General features: G+C 57.0%; 20 protein-coding genes and 1 tRNA gene. 11 read left to right on the top strand and 10 right to left on the bottom strand.

The features are described from left to right. The first annotated feature begins 56 nt into the window (after nucleotides 1-56). The gene (locus ACN0VD_RS06875) at nucleotides 57-239 is read left to right on the top strand and encodes a DUF1674 domain-containing protein (protein ID WP_417592979.1); all 183 of its coding nucleotides are present in this window, start codon (nucleotides 57-59) and stop codon (nucleotides 237-239) included. Nucleotides 240-255: 16 nt separating this feature from the next. Here ACN0VD_RS06875 and ACN0VD_RS06870 read toward each other — a convergent pair whose 3' ends face one another. Further along, nucleotides 256-1,440, bottom strand: coding sequence for a hypothetical protein (locus tag ACN0VD_RS06870; protein ID WP_417592977.1), 1,185 nt, complete (start codon nucleotides 1,438-1,440; stop codon nucleotides 256-258). A gap of 241 nt (nucleotides 1,441-1,681) precedes the next feature. Between ACN0VD_RS06870 and ACN0VD_RS06865 the strand changes: the two genes are divergently transcribed. Both ACN0VD_RS06865 and ACN0VD_RS06860 read left to right on the top strand, forming a co-directional pair. Further along, on the top strand, nucleotides 1,682-2,518 hold the full coding sequence (locus tag ACN0VD_RS06865; protein ID WP_417592975.1) for a nucleotidyltransferase family protein: 837 nt from the start codon (nucleotides 1,682-1,684) through the stop codon (nucleotides 2,516-2,518). Between the two features lie 165 nt (nucleotides 2,519-2,683). After that, nucleotides 2,684-3,028, top strand: a complete 345-nt coding sequence (locus ACN0VD_RS06860) for a hypothetical protein (RefSeq protein WP_417592973.1) — start codon at nucleotides 2,684-2,686, stop codon at nucleotides 3,026-3,028. Nucleotides 3,029-3,286: 258 nt separating this feature from the next. Here the strand turns inward: ACN0VD_RS06860 and ACN0VD_RS06855 are convergent. Then, nucleotides 3,287-3,361, bottom strand: a tRNA-Gly gene (locus tag ACN0VD_RS06855). Between the two features lie 221 nt (nucleotides 3,362-3,582). Between ACN0VD_RS06855 and ACN0VD_RS06850 the strand changes: the two genes are divergently transcribed. Genes ACN0VD_RS06850 through ACN0VD_RS06840 form a run of 3 tightly spaced genes read left to right on the top strand, consistent with a single transcriptional unit; the run spans nucleotide 3,583 to nucleotide 5,317 of the window. After that, nucleotides 3,583-4,491, top strand: a complete 909-nt coding sequence (locus tag ACN0VD_RS06850; protein ID WP_417592971.1) for a tetratricopeptide repeat protein — start codon at nucleotides 3,583-3,585, stop codon at nucleotides 4,489-4,491. Further along, nucleotides 4,488-5,108, top strand: a complete 621-nt coding sequence (locus ACN0VD_RS06845; protein WP_417592969.1) for an LON peptidase substrate-binding domain-containing protein — start codon at nucleotides 4,488-4,490, stop codon at nucleotides 5,106-5,108. Before ACN0VD_RS06850 ends, ACN0VD_RS06845 begins: the two co-directional genes overlap by 4 nt. An 11-nt stretch (nucleotides 5,109-5,119) precedes the next feature. Further along, nucleotides 5,120-5,317: a Trm112 family protein gene (locus ACN0VD_RS06840; RefSeq protein WP_417592967.1), complete on the top strand. Its 198-nt coding sequence runs from the start codon at nucleotides 5,120-5,122 to the stop codon at nucleotides 5,315-5,317. Nucleotides 5,318-5,351: 34 nt separating this feature from the next. Here the strand turns inward: ACN0VD_RS06840 and ACN0VD_RS06835 are convergent, their stop codons facing one another. After that, nucleotides 5,352-5,519 (bottom strand): hypothetical protein, encoded by a 168-nt coding sequence (locus ACN0VD_RS06835; protein ID WP_417592965.1) that lies wholly within the window; start codon nucleotides 5,517-5,519, stop codon nucleotides 5,352-5,354. 483 nt (nucleotides 5,520-6,002) lie between these two features. On the opposite strand from ACN0VD_RS06835, the gene ACN0VD_RS06830 reads away from it, so the two are divergent. From ACN0VD_RS06830 to ACN0VD_RS06810, 5 genes are all read left to right on the top strand, one after another. Then, nucleotides 6,003-6,611 carry a helix-turn-helix transcriptional regulator gene (locus ACN0VD_RS06830; protein ID WP_417592963.1) on the top strand — a complete coding sequence of 203 codons (609 nt, stop codon included), beginning with the start codon at nucleotides 6,003-6,005 and terminating at the stop codon, nucleotides 6,609-6,611. Nucleotides 6,612-6,668: 57 nt separating this feature from the next. Continuing rightward, nucleotides 6,669-7,037, top strand: coding sequence for a hypothetical protein (locus ACN0VD_RS06825; RefSeq protein ID WP_417592961.1), 369 nt, complete (start codon nucleotides 6,669-6,671; stop codon nucleotides 7,035-7,037). Between the two features lie 48 nt (nucleotides 7,038-7,085). After that, the gene (locus tag ACN0VD_RS06820; protein ID WP_417593100.1) at nucleotides 7,086-7,544 is read left to right on the top strand and encodes a hypothetical protein; all 459 of its coding nucleotides are present in this window, start codon (nucleotides 7,086-7,088) and stop codon (nucleotides 7,542-7,544) included. 14 nt (nucleotides 7,545-7,558) lie between these two features. Next, nucleotides 7,559-8,086, top strand: coding sequence for a JAB domain-containing protein (locus ACN0VD_RS06815; RefSeq protein WP_417593092.1), 528 nt, complete (start codon nucleotides 7,559-7,561; stop codon nucleotides 8,084-8,086). Nucleotides 8,087-8,150: 64 nt separating this feature from the next. Next, nucleotides 8,151-9,845: a tetratricopeptide repeat protein gene (locus tag ACN0VD_RS06810; protein WP_417592959.1), complete on the top strand. Its 1,695-nt coding sequence runs from the start codon at nucleotides 8,151-8,153 to the stop codon at nucleotides 9,843-9,845. Between the two features lie 15 nt (nucleotides 9,846-9,860). Here ACN0VD_RS06810 and ACN0VD_RS06805 read toward each other — a convergent pair whose 3' ends face one another. The 7 genes from ACN0VD_RS06805 to mutS form a co-directional block, all read right to left on the bottom strand. Beyond that, nucleotides 9,861-10,478, bottom strand: a complete 618-nt coding sequence (locus ACN0VD_RS06805; RefSeq protein ID WP_417592957.1) for a MarC family protein — start codon at nucleotides 10,476-10,478, stop codon at nucleotides 9,861-9,863. Further along, the gene (locus ACN0VD_RS06800) at nucleotides 10,475-11,194 is read right to left on the bottom strand and encodes a hypothetical protein (protein WP_417592955.1); all 720 of its coding nucleotides are present in this window, start codon (nucleotides 11,192-11,194) and stop codon (nucleotides 10,475-10,477) included. Before ACN0VD_RS06800 ends, ACN0VD_RS06805 begins: the two co-directional genes overlap by 4 nt. Next, nucleotides 11,194-12,090, bottom strand: coding sequence for a bifunctional methylenetetrahydrofolate dehydrogenase/methenyltetrahydrofolate cyclohydrolase FolD (gene folD / locus ACN0VD_RS06795; protein ID WP_417592953.1), 897 nt, complete (start codon nucleotides 12,088-12,090; stop codon nucleotides 11,194-11,196). The genes ACN0VD_RS06800 and folD overlap by 1 nt, the downstream gene beginning before the upstream one ends. After that, entirely contained in the window at nucleotides 12,087-12,383 is a 297-nt protein-coding gene (locus tag ACN0VD_RS06790) for a YggT family protein (RefSeq protein WP_417592951.1), read from the bottom strand. Before ACN0VD_RS06790 ends, folD begins: the two co-directional genes overlap by 4 nt. A gap of 98 nt (nucleotides 12,384-12,481) precedes the next feature. Then, nucleotides 12,482-13,396: an acetylglutamate kinase gene (gene argB, locus ACN0VD_RS06785; RefSeq protein ID WP_417592949.1), complete on the bottom strand. Its 915-nt coding sequence runs from the start codon at nucleotides 13,394-13,396 to the stop codon at nucleotides 12,482-12,484. 43 nt (nucleotides 13,397-13,439) lie between these two features. After that, complete coding sequence (locus ACN0VD_RS06780) at nucleotides 13,440-13,994, bottom strand: peroxiredoxin (RefSeq protein ID WP_417592947.1); 555 nt, start codon at nucleotides 13,992-13,994, stop codon at nucleotides 13,440-13,442. 4 nt (nucleotides 13,995-13,998) lie between these two features. Then, on the bottom strand, nucleotides 13,999-16,578 hold the full coding sequence (gene mutS / locus ACN0VD_RS06775; protein ID WP_417593090.1) for a DNA mismatch repair protein MutS: 2,580 nt from the start codon (nucleotides 16,576-16,578) through the stop codon (nucleotides 13,999-14,001). Between the last annotated feature and the right edge of the window lie 204 nt (nucleotides 16,579-16,782).

Raw genomic sequence — 16,782 nt, 5'->3', positions numbered from 1 at the left:
TGGCCTCAATATAGGGTCTGAGACGGCGCGATTCAATTTGATGGGCAGACAAAAGAATGACCGAAAGCGATAGAAAACCCGGCGAGCGGCCAGCTCGTGTAAAGGCTCCCGCCCATCTTTCCCCGAACAAGCCGGTGCCACAGCCCGATCCGCTCGACAAGGCGGAGGAGATTGCGGAGAAAAACGGACCCACCCGCTATGGCGACTGGGAGCATAAGGGCATCGCCGTCGACTTCTAAAGCGCTTCGGTTGGCGCTATTGCGGAATATCCATGAATTCGGCGATCGCGGCGGCAGCACGCTGCGAGGGCGATTTGCGCCTATCCATGTCGAAAGAATAGGCAAAGGCCCGCGCCTGCGCCTGCCGACAGGAGTCCGATAGCGGCGATACCGCGTCCAGCGTCGCACCCAGATCAGCGATATCATCCAGCACCGGACCGAATGTCCAATGTTCGTAATTGGCGTTGCCCCGCCATTCGGCACCGTGGGAATTGAGAAAAATTGCCGGACGCGGATTCTGGATAAATTCGTAAATCTGACTGCTCACGTCGCCGAGATAGATATCGGCGGCACGGGTGTAGGTCATATCGACGCTGCGCGCGCTGCCGGTGTCGATATGCATATGATCAAGCCTGTCATAGCGCGAATCGATGCGCTGGCGGAAACGGAGCAGACGATGCTCGACCGAGGCCAATATCTTGCGCTGGAACAGCATGACATGGGGCGCGAAAATCAGATTATAGTCATTCTGATTGGCGAAATAGTCGAGTATCGACTCGCCAAAGCGGAACCAGGACGAAAGCAATGGATCAAAATGCGGGTTATAGAGCACAACCGGCCTGTCATTGTCGAACAGCTTCACCGGCCGCCGGTTCGCAAATGCCTCGAACTTGGGATAGCCGACGATCCGGTGATTATCAGGGCGGATGACCCCGACCGCCAGCATCCGGTCGCGGGTCTTCTCTCCCGGCAGCAGCACATAGTCAAACAGCCGGATTTCCGGCGAGAAACCGATTGACCGGTCGCCGGCACCATGAGGAAAGAATATCAGCTTTGGCCGCTCCGACGGACTGTTTTTCCTGAGAAAAGTCGTCGTCGTCTCCGGCACCACCAGCGCATCAAAATCTCGGAACAGGGCGGAGCTCCGCTTGAGACTGCTCAACCGGTTGAGCGGGACCATTTTGCCAAGCATATTCTCGGCCAGCCGGCTCCAGCGATTGGGCCGGATCGACCGGAAGACAGGTGCCGGCAAGGCGGAATCGAGAAACTGGCGGACCGCCAGGGCCTGCCGGTCGCTGGATGTGATGACTTCGACCCGCGCGCCCGGTGCCTGCCGCTGCAGCGCGGAAATGATCGGCGCAATATGGGCAACCTGATGCAATTCGTCATGATTGAACAGAAATCCGATACGCCGGGAATCGCTTGATGAATCGGACGTCATTTCAGTGTCATCGGATGTCCGACCTCATTTGCGCTCAAGCCAGCGGTGGAACCGATCCGCCGCATCATAGTCATTGGACAGGTTTTTTGCGAAAGTCCACGGAGTCTCGCGCCGGTGCGGTTCGCGACCAGACCGGAGATGTCGCATCAACGCCCGACTTTGCAAAAGCGCCCGCTGCGGCTAACAGGTGATCAGCACAACCGGTTTTCGCGGAAAGCGATCGACTAGTAAAAGGACGCCCGTGACCCCCGTTACTGAACCCGAGATATCCCCCGGTGCGCTGCATCCCGACGAAAAACCCTTGTGGACGGCGATCATATTGGCTGGTCAGCGGCCCGAGGGTGATCCGATGGCCGCATATTGCCATGTCCGATATAAGGCGCTGATCCCGATCAACGGGCAAACCATGCTGGAACGGGTGACGCGGGCGTTGCTGGCCTGCCCGGATGTCTGCAAGATCATCATCATGGCGCAATCGCCCGAAGGTCTGGAGGCCGGACTCGATGCTGATCTGGCCGGGCATGACGATATCAGCTTTGTTGCATCCGGCGACGGCATCGCGACCAGCATTCACAATGTGATCGGCACCGCCATCGCGCCATGGCCGGTGCTGGTGACCACCGCAGACAATGCGCTGCTGACCGGAGAGATACTCGACAGTTTCTTCACAGCTTATGGAGGGCAGGATGTCGCGGTCGCGGTGGTGGATCGCCAGACCATGCTGGCCGCTTATCCCGACGCCCGCCGGACCTGGCTGAAATTCCGCGGCGGCGCCTATAGCGGGGCCAATCTGTTCGCGCTGTGCAATGAAGCCGCGAAGCCAGCGGTTGCTTTCTGGTCTTCGGTCGAAAAGGACCGCAAGAAGGGCTGGAAGATCTTCGCCCGTTTCGGTCCGTGGCTGCTGCTCCGTGCGCTCAGCCGGACGATCAGCTTCAAGGGCGCGATGGCAGACGCCGGTCTGCGCATGACCCTGCGGGCTGAACCGATTGTCTTGCCGATAGCCGAAGCGGCCATCGATGTGGACAAGCCGAGTGATCTTGAACTGGTGACCGGGATATTGGAGCGACGGGAGGGCTGATCGTTCCGTATCTCGACCTTGTCCGGAATATCGACATTCCCTACAATGGTTCATGCTGACAATCGAATCGGTTTCAATTTTCAACGCCAGCACAATGATCCCGTTGGCAAGACACCACCATCAGGGATGGCATTGATGGACCATAGCGGCAATATGGGGGATAATATGGCTCGTTCAGCACAATTAAGCACCGCATCGGGCCGTCTTATGATGGAGCATGTTTCCGGCCTTATTGCCGAAGCTACCCGGTTGCACGAGCAAGCCCGGGAGCGGGCTGCTGCAGGCGACCGGACGACCGCTGCCGATTTATACGAACGGGCGAAAGCGCTGGCCTCCAGTGCGATTTCATTCCGTTACGATCTGGCCGATGTCCATGCTGACACGAAAGAGGCTGACGACGTGATTGCCATGCTAGACAAATGGGTCGCTATAGTGGAGCGCGCACGCGCCCCGAACGATGAGCCTCGAGCAACTGTTGCCGACTCTGTTTTTAGCTGGGCGACTGAATAAAGCCGCAATTTGATCAGCCTTGTCCCGTTATCGGCAAGGCGCGGCGTCTTTTCCAGGCACCATTTCGACCGGACATTCTTCGGCGAGCGCGCCAAGGCAAGCGAACCGGACATACAGCGCCGCCCCTCTGCTTGCGAGATTTCTGCAATGAGTCTTGGGAATGACGTCCAAAGGTAGATATTTGGCCAAGCCACCCTCGCTTGCGCTCCGGGATTTTTTGGATGACAATCCGCCGGATTGTCCTTTTTTTCGAAAAACTGGAGCGGGCGAAGAGATTCGAACTCTCGACCCCAACCTTGGCAAGGTTGTGCTCTACCCCTGAGCTACGCCCGCTCGGCGTTGCTGCGACACTTGGGTAATCACTTGGTCAGCAGCAGTTGAGGCGCGCGGTTAGCATGGGTTTTTATACCCCGCAAGCCCCAATCACACCCTAGTTCACTACAAATGCAAAAATATCCTTGGCATTGGCGCGCCGGACCCCACATAAAGCGCTTAAGATTAATGATTTGGGCGCTGGTCCGGGCATTGGCCCGGCGCCATAACAGGAGCATGATGTGGCAACAGCAGGACTGACAGTCGAAGAACAGAAAGCGGTAGAAATCTTCCAGCGGGAGGTTGTGACACCGAGCATGGACAAGCTCGTCATCCTCGATTTCTGGGCAGAATGGTGCGGGCCGTGCAAGGCGCTGACGCCAGTGCTGGAAAAGGTTGCGGCGCAATATGCGGATCGCGGCGTTATATTGGCGAAACTGAATGTCGACGAAAATAAATTCATCGCCGCGCAATTCCAGGTCCAGTCGATCCCGACCGTCTATGCGATTTTCCAGGGCAAGCCGGTGGCCGACCTGACCAGCGCACGCACCGAAAGCCAGTTGTCCTCAATGCTCGACCAGTTGCTCGAGAAGCTGCCGGTTGGCGGTGGAGCTGAAGCCGAACAGGATGTCGCGCCCCTGCTCGCGATGGGCGAAGAAGTGCTGGCTGAAGGCGATGCCGAGCGTGCTGCCGGCATTTTCGCGCAGATCGCCGATATGGCGCCGGACAATGTCGAGGCCGTCGGCGGCCTGATTCGCGCGCTGGTTGCGGCGGGCCATATAGAGCAGGCCGAAGCAGCGCTAGCAGGTTTGCCGGAGGATTTGCGCAGCGATCCCGCGATCGAACGCGCGCAGACGACCCTGAAACTGGCAAAGGACAAACCCGATGCTGACGCTTTGGCAGCCCTTGAAGCCGCCGTGGCAGCCAATGAAAAGGACCATCAGGCGCGATTCGATCTTGCCTGCGCGCTGATCGCAACGGGCGAACATGACGCTGCGGCCGAACATCTGCTGACGATCATCACCGCCGACAAAGACTGGAACGACGGTGCAGCCCGACAGAAATTGCTGTCGCTGTTTGAAATGGTTGGTCTGGAAGACGAGTGGGTGGCTGCCACCCGCCGCAAGCTCAGCGCCGTACTTTTCGGATGAGCGAAACCAAACGGCTCTCCATATTCCCGCTGGCCGGGGCACTGCTGTTTCCCGGCATGCATCTGCCGTTGCACATATTCGAGGAACGCTACCGCGCGCTGATCAACGACGCGATGGCGCGCGACCGCCAGATCGGAATGGTCCAGCCAAAGGAGGCGGGCAAGCACCCTGCCCTGTTCGACATCGGGTGCATCGGAAAGATCGTCGATATCGAGGCTCTGGATGATGGCCGCTTCAACGTCGTGCTGGAAGGTGTGGCGCGATTCAGGATTGTCGAGGAAATCGACGCATCCACCGCCTTCCGGCAGGTTCGGGCCGAGATAGAAGACGATCAGGAAATGGATGAAGTGTTGGCCAGCGCCGAACGGGCCGCGCTGGAAATCGAATCACGAAAATTTGCCGACCTTCAGGGCTATCAAGTCGACTGGGACAGTATCGGGCGTCTCGACGACATGGCCTTTGTCAACGGCATCGCACAGATAGCGCCCTTTGATGCAGCATCGAAACAAGCGCTGCTTGAGGTTGATGGACTGGCCAATCGCGCGGAACTGATCATCCAACTGCTGCAATTTTTCGGTCGCCAGGATGGCGACGATGACCGGGTCACATTACAATGAAGGCTGGGCCAATGAAGCCCGGGAAAGGGCTTGATAAAAAGCAGCTTGTCGATCCGGAACTGCTGGATATTCTGGTCTGTCCGATCACACGGTCAAGGCTGGTCCTTGATACCGAAGCCGAGGAATTGATCAGCGAACGCGCAGGCCTGGCTTATCCAGTAAGGGACGGGATTCCTGTGTTGCTCGTCGAAGAGGCGCGCAAGTTATAAGAGTGCATTCAAATGCCTGATGCCATGAGGCAGTTTAAAGCGCTTCAGAAGCCGTCCCGCCAGATTGCCCCTCTTCAGCGGCAAGCGTCGGGGCCAGAGAAATTGCCAGCGTCAAGGCTGTGATGATAGAACCCCACGCGACGACATTTCCCAGAATCAATTCTTTTTCTCGTCGGTTCAAATTTAATTTTTGACGTTTCATTCTTACAAAATCTCTAAATTTTTTCAATCTCAGTTGATATCAAATCCGGGTCGATCCAATCGTGGGAGAGAGTCGACCGACCCGGATTTGATCGGGTAAAGAAGCGAATCGGGAGAGATGCGCTTCTTCAGTTCGGACCGGAACCCTTCACAGTGGAGGAATATTGACCAGAATATTCCAGGCACTTTATCAATGGCCGTTTAGAAAAGCGGACCTGAGCCCAGGGGGACCGGAACTATCTTACCGCCGTTCTGCCAAACCATTATTCTAGGCTTCCAACCGAACCCCATGTTTATGAGCCCATCTGACGAGCTTCCCGAGTTTCAAACCGTTTCACGATTCAAGAGGGGGGTAACAGGTTAACGCAGCCACCGGATAACCGGCAAAAATTCGTTCACAATTGGATGATTTTCGCGATTTTTCTTAACCATTTTTATCGGTAACATTTGGTTTTACCCTAGCATGAAAATACCAAAGCTGGTTTTGACCCGCGGCAAGACGGGGTTACAAATATTCCTGTCGATCTTTTTTGCTAAATTGACTTACATCATTTATGAACGTGAGATGACCAGTACCCCTTTTGATGATCTGAACGAGAACGAGAAAGAGGCACTCCACCTGCTCTTGCAGGGTTATGATGCCAAAACCGCTGCTCAAGTTTGCGGGGTAACGCCCAATGTCATCAACGAACGATTGCGGTCATCCCGGCAAAAACTGCAGGTTACAAGCAGCAAGGCAGCCGCTCGTATGCTCGCCGAGCACGAGAGAATCGGTCCCAAATTTTTTGTACCCAAAGAATTTGGGATTGATGAAAAGCCGAAATCAGGCGCAATTTATCCCTTGCCTGGACAACAGGCAGCGTCACCGGAAAGGGACCGGGTCAGGGAAATGCAGGCGACCTATCAGTCATATGCAGCTTCCTCCAGTCCGCTCCTTTCTGTGCCGCTCCGCAAGCAGGGAGAAAGGGTTAATGGTCTAAGCAAAGGAGCGCGAATATGGGCGATCGCCGATCTGTCGGTCAAACTCGCCTTTGCATTCGCCTTTGTCTGTCTTGCAGCGATGCTTGTAAGCAGGTTGATCGCCCCCAATTAATCTCTGTCAATTTGGCCCCTAGCTGACGTCGGTTATATCCGATGTCTGGAGAGTCGCATGTTGAACGAACGTATTGAAGCCGCACGACCTATTGCAAAAAAAATTAATGAAGTCGAAAAATCTCTCAACCTGACCATGATCCAGATTGGTGAACTTCTGAGCAGCATTGCTGCTGCTCGACTTGCCCCTGGCACCCGCTTTTCACTCACGGCAGGAATGGAAGCATCGGAAAAACTGATCGCTGCAGCAGCGGAAACAAGCCGCAGCTATCGGGAAGTTGTAAAAGCGCACGAACATCTGGCCGAAGATCGCAACGACGCCGGAATGCGCACGGTAAGCTGGGGTGACGTTTCCGAATGTCCGCCAAACCATGCCAGTGCGTCGCAGGATACCTCCACCCCGCTACGCGTCGTAGAAAGCGCTTAACAACGCGAAGGGCTTGACCTGACCAAACATTTTTGGTCCGGTCATCTCATGAATCGCATCGAATTCTTTTTCTCGCTCCTGATGGTCGTTTGCATTTATTCGACCATATGGGGCGGGAAACCCGAAAGACGTGCCGTGATGATTTTCATCGTCGGACTTGCGATGACACTCGCTGCAGTATCGCTCTCGGGTAACAAATATGCACATCTCGAGATCGGCGTTTTTGTTGCTGATATATGGATTTTGTTGGCCTTTGTAGTGCTCGCATTAAGTGCAGAAAGGTATTGGACATTATGGATATGCGCTATGCAAGTAATTCAGGTTCTGTCCCATATCCCAAAAATGATAATCCCGGAATTGCTTCCGCAGGCTTATTATATAACGATAGCGTTCTGGGCCTATCCGATGTTGATAGTATTGGCCATCGGCACGTACCGGCATCAGCAACGGCTTCGACAATTCGGGGCCGACAGATCCTGGAGCGACTTTTCACCGTCGCCAAGATAGACAATGCCTCCGTTTTGGCGGATGCATTGATGAATCAATTTGGTTCTATCGGCGCCGTTTTGCACGCCGAGTATCGCGCGGCAGAAAATAGTCCCGCGGGGGCCATCCTGTCATTGGTACGCGAAGCAATGCTGGTCTCGTTCAAGGACGACATGCTCGAACGTGTTTCCCTGTCCAAAGCAGCTGATGTGATCGAATATCTCGTCGTCGCCATGGCGCAATTGCCGATTGAAGAAGTACGAGTGCTGTTTCTCGACAGCAAAAACCGGCTGATCAGTGATGAGGTTGTCAGTCGAGGCACAATTTCGGAAGCGCCGATCTATCCGCGAGAGATATTGAAGCGATCACTGGTTCTCGACGCGGCAGCCCTGATCTTGGCACATAACCATCCGTCAGGTGATCCCCAGCCAAGCGAAGGGGACATTGAGGCCACGCGCAGACTGGCCATAGCCGGAAAAGAGCTCGGACTGACGGTTCATGATCATATCATCGTCGGCAGGGAAGGCTGGGTAAGTCTTCGAGACTGGTCGGCGTTCCAGTGAACATTGCGCTGATCCGAGATCGCCGCATTGTGGCTAGACACCGGATAAAAGGACATCCGGAATAATGTTCTCGTCGACTGCAGGTGAGCGGCGAACGAAGCTGCTCCGCGCAGAAGTCCATGCGCTCCTGCAGTCGCCCGATTTCGTCCGTTCGCCGGTCATGTCACAACTGCTGCGCTATCTGGTCGAGCAGGCAATTTCCAATCCGGAAAAACCGCCCAAGGCTTATCAGATTGCTGTAGACGGGCTGGGTCGCACCGAAGATTTCGATGTTCAGGCCGACAGCTACCCCCGCGTGCAGGTGGGACGGCTGCGCAAAATGTTAGCGGCCCACTATGCCGCGCTTGGCAGCGAAGAGCGACTGCGCATCCCGATTGGCCATTATGCCGTCGAGATTCAGATGGATGATGGCGAGCTGGAGAATGAACCGAGCAGCGCAGAAGCGGATATCGACCGTCTCTCTGCCATCCCACCGGTCGACAATGGAAAAAATCAGTGGTTCAACAACCGTCAGACGACCATCGGGCTGGCGGCATTTCTCTTGTTCATCGGGATCTGCCTGGCCTGGGCGCTGAACCGCGACGACAAGAATAGCGGGTTGCAGGATTACAGACAGCCTCCCAAAATCTATTTTTCCTCCTCACAGGAAGGGTTCCCGGATCAAGAACTCGGTGATGATCTAGAAATCCGGATGTTTTTCGAGAATGCCTTTTCCAATTCTTCGCAAGTTCGGCTGGCGGCAGCGGGAATATCCAGCGCTTTCCCCGAACAAGACCAGAACGCCTACCGGTTTGAGGACAAGCTGGTGACGAGCCCGGACGGTCGGGAGATCATATTCACCCTAACCTCCCTGGCGAGAAACGAAACAATCTGGTCGGCCACCATCGCCATGCCCGATTCACCGACAGATTATCCCGAAAAACTGGGTCCCATCGCCAGTCGCGTCGCCAGTACATATGGAGCAATCGCTACGGATCAGCGGCGACAACTGCCCGCAGAGGCAATGACAGGCTATGCATGCCTCCTCCGGTTCGGAAGCTACCGCCTCAATCATGACCCCCTATTGTTGCCCGTCGTCGAATCCTGCATCGAAAAATCTCTCGCGGCTGATCCGCTCGACAGCCAGATTCTTTCAGCTGCTTCATTCATGTCCTTTGCGCGACAAGAAGCAACCGGCAAAAAGCCAAATCCTGAAGAAGGATTGCAATATGCTCGTCGCGCAATGGTTCGCGGCAGAGAGGATTCATCTTCCGTCTTCGCTCTTGCCCGGGCGAGCTTCTACAATGGCAGCTGCACTCGAGGGAAAGAATTTGCCTTGAAGGCCATCGAACTGGACCCGTATGAAGCGACCATCCAGGCGGAGACAGGCGCCAATCTTTTCGCGTGCAATGATCCTGATGCGACCAAATATCTGAGACGTGCGATCGTTTTGGACCCTCGCGGTTCGATCGTCGCCGAAACCGGCCTTGTGCTCACCCTGCTGTCGGAAGGAAAAAACAAGGAAGCACTTGCCTACGCGGAAAAGATCATTCCATCCAGCACCGGAGTTGGCCCCTATTATGACCTCGCCATGGCCATGGTCTATGCCAAAAACGGCCGCATTCCGGAATCCCGCCTATCATGGAAGCAACTGGTCTCCGCCTATGGCAGCGAAAAAGAGGAAAGCCCGGAAGAATTGCTCGGTCGTCTGATCACCAATCCGGCATTGGCCGATCGGGCGTTTCAGCTGCTTTCCACTGCGGGCGTGTTCACCGAATAGAGCGGGATCGCTACATCAGAAACTTGCGTTCAGCCCGTCGACCACAAACTGCACCGCAAGCGCGCCGAGGAGCACGCCGAGCACCCGGGTAATCACCGCCTCGACCTTGTTGCCCAGCACCCTCATCAATGGTCCGGCGGAAACCAATCCGATCAATGTGAGCAATAGCACCGACCCCAGAGCACCGAGAATGACCAGCGCATTGTCGATCCCGTCATGCTGGGACGTCAACAGCATGACAGCGGCAATCGAACCCGGTCCCGCGATCATCGGCATCGCCATAGGAAAAATCGAAACATCCTCGATTTCTGGCGTTTCTATGATTTCCTGCGCCCGGTCCTCTCGTCGTTCGGTGCGCTTTTCGAACACCATTTCAAGTGCGATCAGGAACAGCATGATTCCGCCGGCAATCCGGAAACTGTCAAGACTGATCCCCAGCGCGCCAAGCATCTGTTCCCCGAACAGGGCAAAAACCAGCAATATGATCGCGGCAACAAATATGGCGCGAATGGCCATGGCCCGGCGGTCGCGCGGTGGCGCGCTGCTGGTCAGGCTGGCATAAATTGGTGCACAGCCGGGCGGATCGATCACCACAAAAAAGGTGACGAAGGCAGAGATGAACAGTTCGATCATTGGGCTGGCGCAGCAACGCGATATTCATGAACCCGCCGGAAGCTGCCGTCATCCTGTGCCTGATCGACAAAGACGATGCGCGAGCCATCAGCCGCAAAAGCCGCATTCCAGACCAGGCTGCCATCGGCGGAGGCCCCGCTCTTGCCCTTCCCCGTCGGGTTCGCTGGGGGAAAACCGGCTGGAACCTTGGCTTTGCAAGAGGCGACTTCAGTCTCAATATAATCGGGTTCCGCGAGCGGCGTGGCCAGCGGCTGACCGTCGTCGAAAACCCATTTCCACTCGATGTCTTTATTGGGACGCCGTGTGCCAAAATCCTGTTGTTGCCAGATGGTGGTAAAATGCCCGGTTTCGCCACTGGCGCCTTGCCAGGCACCGGTCGAAACGCCGGTACTGCCGTCGCAGGACATGAATATCTTGTACGGCTGCCAGTCAACCGCTTGCGGAGGATCCGCTTTGCCTTTCAGCCATTGTTGCGCATTGACCAGATCGGGCGTGAACATGATCGCGTCATCGGCGGCGGTTTCGCGAAACGCAGTCCACTGCCCCTTTTCCTGTGCCAGACGGGCGAAGGACAGTTCTGCTTTGACGATGGCACTGGGATTGGCAACCGGTTTGCCCCGGACCCGGTTAAACTGTTCACGATCACTGGGCCGCCCACCGCCGCCGGCGCAACTCGCCAGCATCAGCGCTATTCCGATTGCGGCAAATAAGCGCATTATAAACCCTCCGGTTTCTCCAGACCGGCGCGGACCGATGCCGCGACCAGCGTATTGCGCAATAGCACTGCAATGGTCATCGGGCCAACCCCTCCCGGAACTGGCGTAATCGCGCGGACATGGTCAAGTGCCTCGGCTGTGGCGACATCGCCGACCAGACGGCCCTTGCTCTCGCCGGGCACGGCTTCGAGCCGGTTGATACCGACATCAATCACGACCGCACCGGGTTTCAACCAGTCGCCTTTGACCATTTCAGCACGACCAACGGCAGCGACTACAATATCAGCGCGGCGGACGACGTCGGGAAGGTCCCGCGTCCGGCTGTGGGCCATGGTCACGGTGCAATTTTCAGCGAGCAGCAGTTGCGCCATCGGTTTGCCAACCAGGATCGATCGGCCAACGACCACGGCGTCCAGGCCGGTCAGGTCACCCAAAGTGTCTTTCAGCAGCATCAGACTGCCCAGCGGCGTACAGGGCGTCAGCGCTTCCTCGCCATTGGCCAGCCGACCGGCGTTGATCACGTGGAGACCGTCGACATCCTTGTCCGGATCAATCGCCATGACCACCGCTTTTTCGTCCAGACCTTCGGGCAGAGGCAACTGGACCAATATTCCGTCGACCGTCTCGTCTGCATTGAGCCGTTCGACCAGCGCGATCAACTCTTCCTGAGCCACGTCTGCGGGCAAGCGGTGCTCGAAACTTTCCATGCCGGCGGCGATGGTCGCCTTGTGCTTGGACGCGACATAGACCTGGCTGGCAGGATCTTCCCCGACCAAAACCACGGCCAGACCGGGCGCGCGGCCTGTCTGCTTCACAAAGGCGGGAACAGCGTCCCTGATCCGTTCGCGCAGGCCAGCGGCAAACGCCTTGCCGTCGATGATATGGGCGGCTGTCAACTGAGCAACGCCTGCGCCAGAGGTGGCAGAATTGCATCCTGCAAAATGATAATGCCGATAATGACAACCATCGGAGTCAGATCAAGCTGGCCAAAATCTGGCATGATCTTGCGGATCGGCCGATAGATTGGCGCGGTCAGCGCATCCAGTGTGGTCCAGATGGCCCGGACGATGTCATTTTGCAGGTTGATCACGTTGAACGCGAGCAGCCAGCTCATGATCGCCTGCACAATGATGACGGTAATTGCCACGTTGAGCAATATTGCGATAATCTGAAGAATTGCGAATGCCATGGACGGACCCTTTATCGATAATCTGGCATTGCGGCTAGAGCTTTGTCGGCAGCAACACCAGTAATTTACTGTACCATCAATATAAGACAGCGAGGCGATTAATCAACCGGGCGAAAATCCCGTACCAGCGTACCAGCGCCCTTGCTGGTGAAGATTTCCAGCAGCATCGCGTGCGGTATCCGGCCATCCAGGATGACCGCCGCATCGACGCCTTCCTCTACCGCTTTCACGCAGGTCTCGAGCTTGGGAATCATGCCGCCAGAAATCGTGCCCTCTTCAACCAGAGTCTGGATCTTTGGCGGATCGAGATCGGTCAACAGATCGCCCTGCTTGTCGAGCACGCCAGGAACATCGGTGAGCAGGAACAGGCGCGCGGCCCGCAAGGCGGAAGCAACGGCACCCGCCATGGTGTCGGCGTTGATATTATAGGTTGCCCCGTCGCTCCCCACGCCGATCGGCGCGATGACCGGGATCATTCCGGCTGCAGAAATCTTGTCAACAACGCTGCGGTCCACTCTCTTCGGTTCGCCGACATAACCAAGATCGATGATCCGTTCGATATTGCTGTCCGGATCGCGGTTGGTACGCCGCAGTTTCGTCGCTTTGACAAAGCCACCATCCTTGCCGGAAATCCCGATAGCGCTACCGCCGGCCTGTCCAATCCAGCTGACCAGTTCCTTGTTGATCGCCCCGGACAACACCATTTCGGCAATTTCTGCGGTTTCCTTCGTGGTCACCCGCAAACCATCGACAAATTCGCTCTCGACGCCAACCCGGGCCAGCATCGCACCGATTTGCGGTCCGCCGCCGTGCACGACCACCGGATTGATCCCGACCGCTTTTAGCAGAACGATATCCTGTGCAAAATTTCTGGCGAGCGCAGCATCGCCCATGGCGTGGCCGCCATATTTGACGACAAAGGTCTTGCCCGCATAGCGTTGCAGATAAGGCAAGGCATCGGTGAGCGTTTCTGCTTTGGCAAGCATGGCTGGATCGGGTGCGTGATCGGTCATGGGCGTCTTTCAGTATAGCCGCACTGTAAATGCAAGTGTTTAATCAGCTTTTGGAGAGTGCTTTCACTTTTGCCAGCGTGCCGGTCACATGGCCCTGCGGTTTCGTCGCGCTGTGGACAAAGACGATTTTCCCTGACTGATCGATGACATAGCTGGTCCGGTTGGTCATCGCCAGCCCCGGTGCCATGCGTACCTGATAATCTTCGATAATCTTCTCATCAGCCCGGGCCACCGCGAATTTGTCGCGACATTCGGAGACGGAAAATTTCTTCAGCCCCTCGATATCGTCCCCCGACATGCCGATTACGGTCGCACCGGCGGCGCGGAACTCGGCGGTGGCATCGGCGAACATATTGGCCTCGATCGTGCAACCTTCGGTAAAGACCTTGGGAAAGAAATAAAGCACAACCGGACCGTCTTTCAACTTGTCGGACAGCGAAAATTGAAATTCCTGTCCTGCCAGCGCTCCCGAGGTGGTGAAATCAGGCGCAGCGGCCCCAATTTCCAGCGGCTCGGCATTGGCATTGCGGGAATAATAGACAAAGGCAGCGCCGCCCACGATTGCCACGGTCAGTAATATCACGATCCATTTTTTCATATCGTTATTCCTGTTCGAGCTGTGCTTTAAGGGCGTAGAGCTGGTCCAGCGCTTCGCGCGGGGACAGCGCATCCACATCAATCGCACCGAGCGCCTGACGCAGGCCATCCTGCTTTTCTTCGACATCCGCAAGGCTTGCCGCAAATAATGGCAGATCGCCAAGACCAGCAGCGAGACCTCCGGTTTCCGCCTTGCCAGCCTCAAGCTTGTCGAGAACCGCTTTCGCGCGATTTAACACCGGTCCCGGAATGCCCGCCAGTTTCGCTACCGCCAGACCGTAGCTGCGATCCGCCGGCCCTTTTGCCAGTTCATGCAGCAGCACCAGATCACCTTTCCACTCACGGGCACGAACATGGTGAAGCGACAGCGCATCCAGCCGGTCGGCCAGCCGGGTCAGCTCGTGGTAATGGGTCGCGAACAGGCAGCGGCAGCGATTGGTCTCGTGCACGGCCTCGACCACCGCCCAGGCCAGCGCCAGACCGTCATAAGTCGAAGTGCCCCTGCCCACTTCGTCGAGAATGACGAAGCTTTTCTCGGTTGCCTGCGACAGGATCGCCGCAGTCTCGACCATTTCAACCATGAAGGTCGAGCGGCCCTGAGCGAGATTGTCCGACGCGCCGACGCGGCTGAACAGCCGGTCGACAAGGCTGAGTTTCGCCGACGAGGCCGGCACAAAGCCGCCAGCCTGGGCAAGAATGACGATCAGCGCATTTTGCCGCAGGAAGGTCGATTTACCGCCCATATTGGGACCGGACACCAGCCACAGGCGTTCATCCTGCGCCAGACAACAATCATTGGCGACAAAAGGATCACCCTTGGCCGCCAGCGCAGATTCGACCACCGGGTGACGACCGCCCTGGATATCGAGTATATTGCCGTCGACAAATTCGGGGCGGCACCACTGGCCCTCGGCAGCCCGTTCGGCTAGCGCCGCAGAGACATCGATCCGGGCGAGCGCGTCCGCGCTTTCCCCAATCTCGTGCTTGCGTGCCAGCACCTTGTCGACCAGTTCCTCGAAATGCGCAGCCTCTGCGGCCAGCGCATGGGCTCCGGCTTGCGACACCCGCACGGCCTCTTCGTGCAGGTCGGTGGAATTGAAGCGGACGACCCCGGCAAGTGTCTGGCGATGCGTGAAGCCGGAATTTTCCGCCATCAGACTGTCGCCATGCCGGGCGGGAACCTCGATAAAATAGCCAAGCACCGCATTATGCTTGATCTTCAGCGTATTGATCCCGGCCGCCTCCCGGTAACGTGCCTCCAGCATCGCGATGGCCTTGCGCCCATCAGACCCTGCGCTGCGCAGTTCGTCCAGCGCCGGATCGAAACCGGCTGCGATATAACCGCCGTTGGTCATCTCGGTTGGCGGTGCCTCGACCAGGGCGCGGTCGAGCAGATCGACCAGCGTGGCATGCCCGTCGAGCGCGGGCAGAATAGAATCGAGCAGTTCCGGCAACCCCGCAAATGTCGTCAGACGCTCGCGCAATATCCGCGCACCGCGCAGACCATCGCGGATCTGTCCGAGGTCGCGCGGGCTCCCCCGTCCCGCCGAAATACGGCCCAGGGCCCGACCAATATCGGGCAAAGCCTTGAGCTCTGTCCGGACATCACCGCGCACCGCCGACCCGTCATGAAACCATTGGACCAGCCCGAGCCGCTGGTTGATCTGCTTTTCATCAAACAGTGGTGCAGATAAATCGCGGGCCAGCAAACGCGCGCCTGCGGGCGTAACCGTGCGGTCGATGGCGTGTAGCAAGCTGCCGTCGCGCGCGCCGGCAAGCGTCCGGTCAATCTCCAGACTCGCACGAGTCGGACCGTCAATGGACAGAAACTCCCGGCTTTCCCGCCTTCTGGGTGGATGCAAATAGGGCATATTGCCTTGGGAAACATGCGCGACATAGGCCACCAGTCCACCGGCGGTGGCCAGCTCGGCCCGCGAAAATTCGCCCATGCCATCAAGCGTGGCAACGCCGAAATGGTCCAGAAGCCGCTGCTCTGCGCTTACGCTGTCAAAATGGCTCTTGTCCCAGCCGGTCGCTTTCGCCAGTCGCGGTAGCAAGGCCGGCGGACAAATAATCTCTGAAGGCGCAAGCCGGGCCAGTTCGGCATCTAGACCATCATCGGAAATTGTCGACAGTTCAAAACTGCCCGTCGAAATATCCGCCGCCGCAAGCCCGATTTCGCCCTGCACCTGTGCCAGCGCGACGAGCATGTTGTCGCTGCGCGCATCCAGCAGCGTATCTTCAGTAAGCGTCCCGGCGGTCACATAGCGAATAATATCTCGCGCAACCAAAGCTTTATAGCCGCCGCGCGCTTTTGCCTCTGCCGGCGTTTCTGTCTGTTCGGCAATCGCCACCTTGAAACCCGACCGGATCAGCTTCGCCAGATAGCTCTCGGCAGCATGCACCGGTACGCCGCACATCGGAATCGAATCCCCGGCATTTTTTCCGCGCGAAGTCAGGGCGATATCGAGCGCCGCCGAGGCGAGCTTTGCATCTTCGTAAAACAGCTCGAAAAAATCACCCATCCGATAGAAAAGCAGACAGTCGTCCGCCTTTTCCTTGAGCGCAAAATATTGCTCCATCATCGGCGTCACCTTTGCCGCTGCCGGCGAAGGCGCTTTGACTGCGTTTTTCACTTTGTCCTGAGTCCGACTTGCCATCCATTCGCGATAGCCGAGTGCAACGATACATAAAAGAGCAGCAAGCACATCCTGTTGAATTTTACTTGAATATTGCGGCGTCGCGACAAAACGAGTAGATCGCGTCCGGGACGTGAACATCCAAATGGC

Source organism: Parasphingorhabdus sp. (genome assembly GCF_048267785.1).
In the GTDB taxonomy this organism is placed as follows: domain Bacteria; phylum Pseudomonadota; class Alphaproteobacteria; order Sphingomonadales; family Sphingomonadaceae; genus Parasphingorhabdus.
Note: the sequence above shows the minus strand (reverse complement) of the source record. Positions and strands in the feature narration are given on the sequence as shown.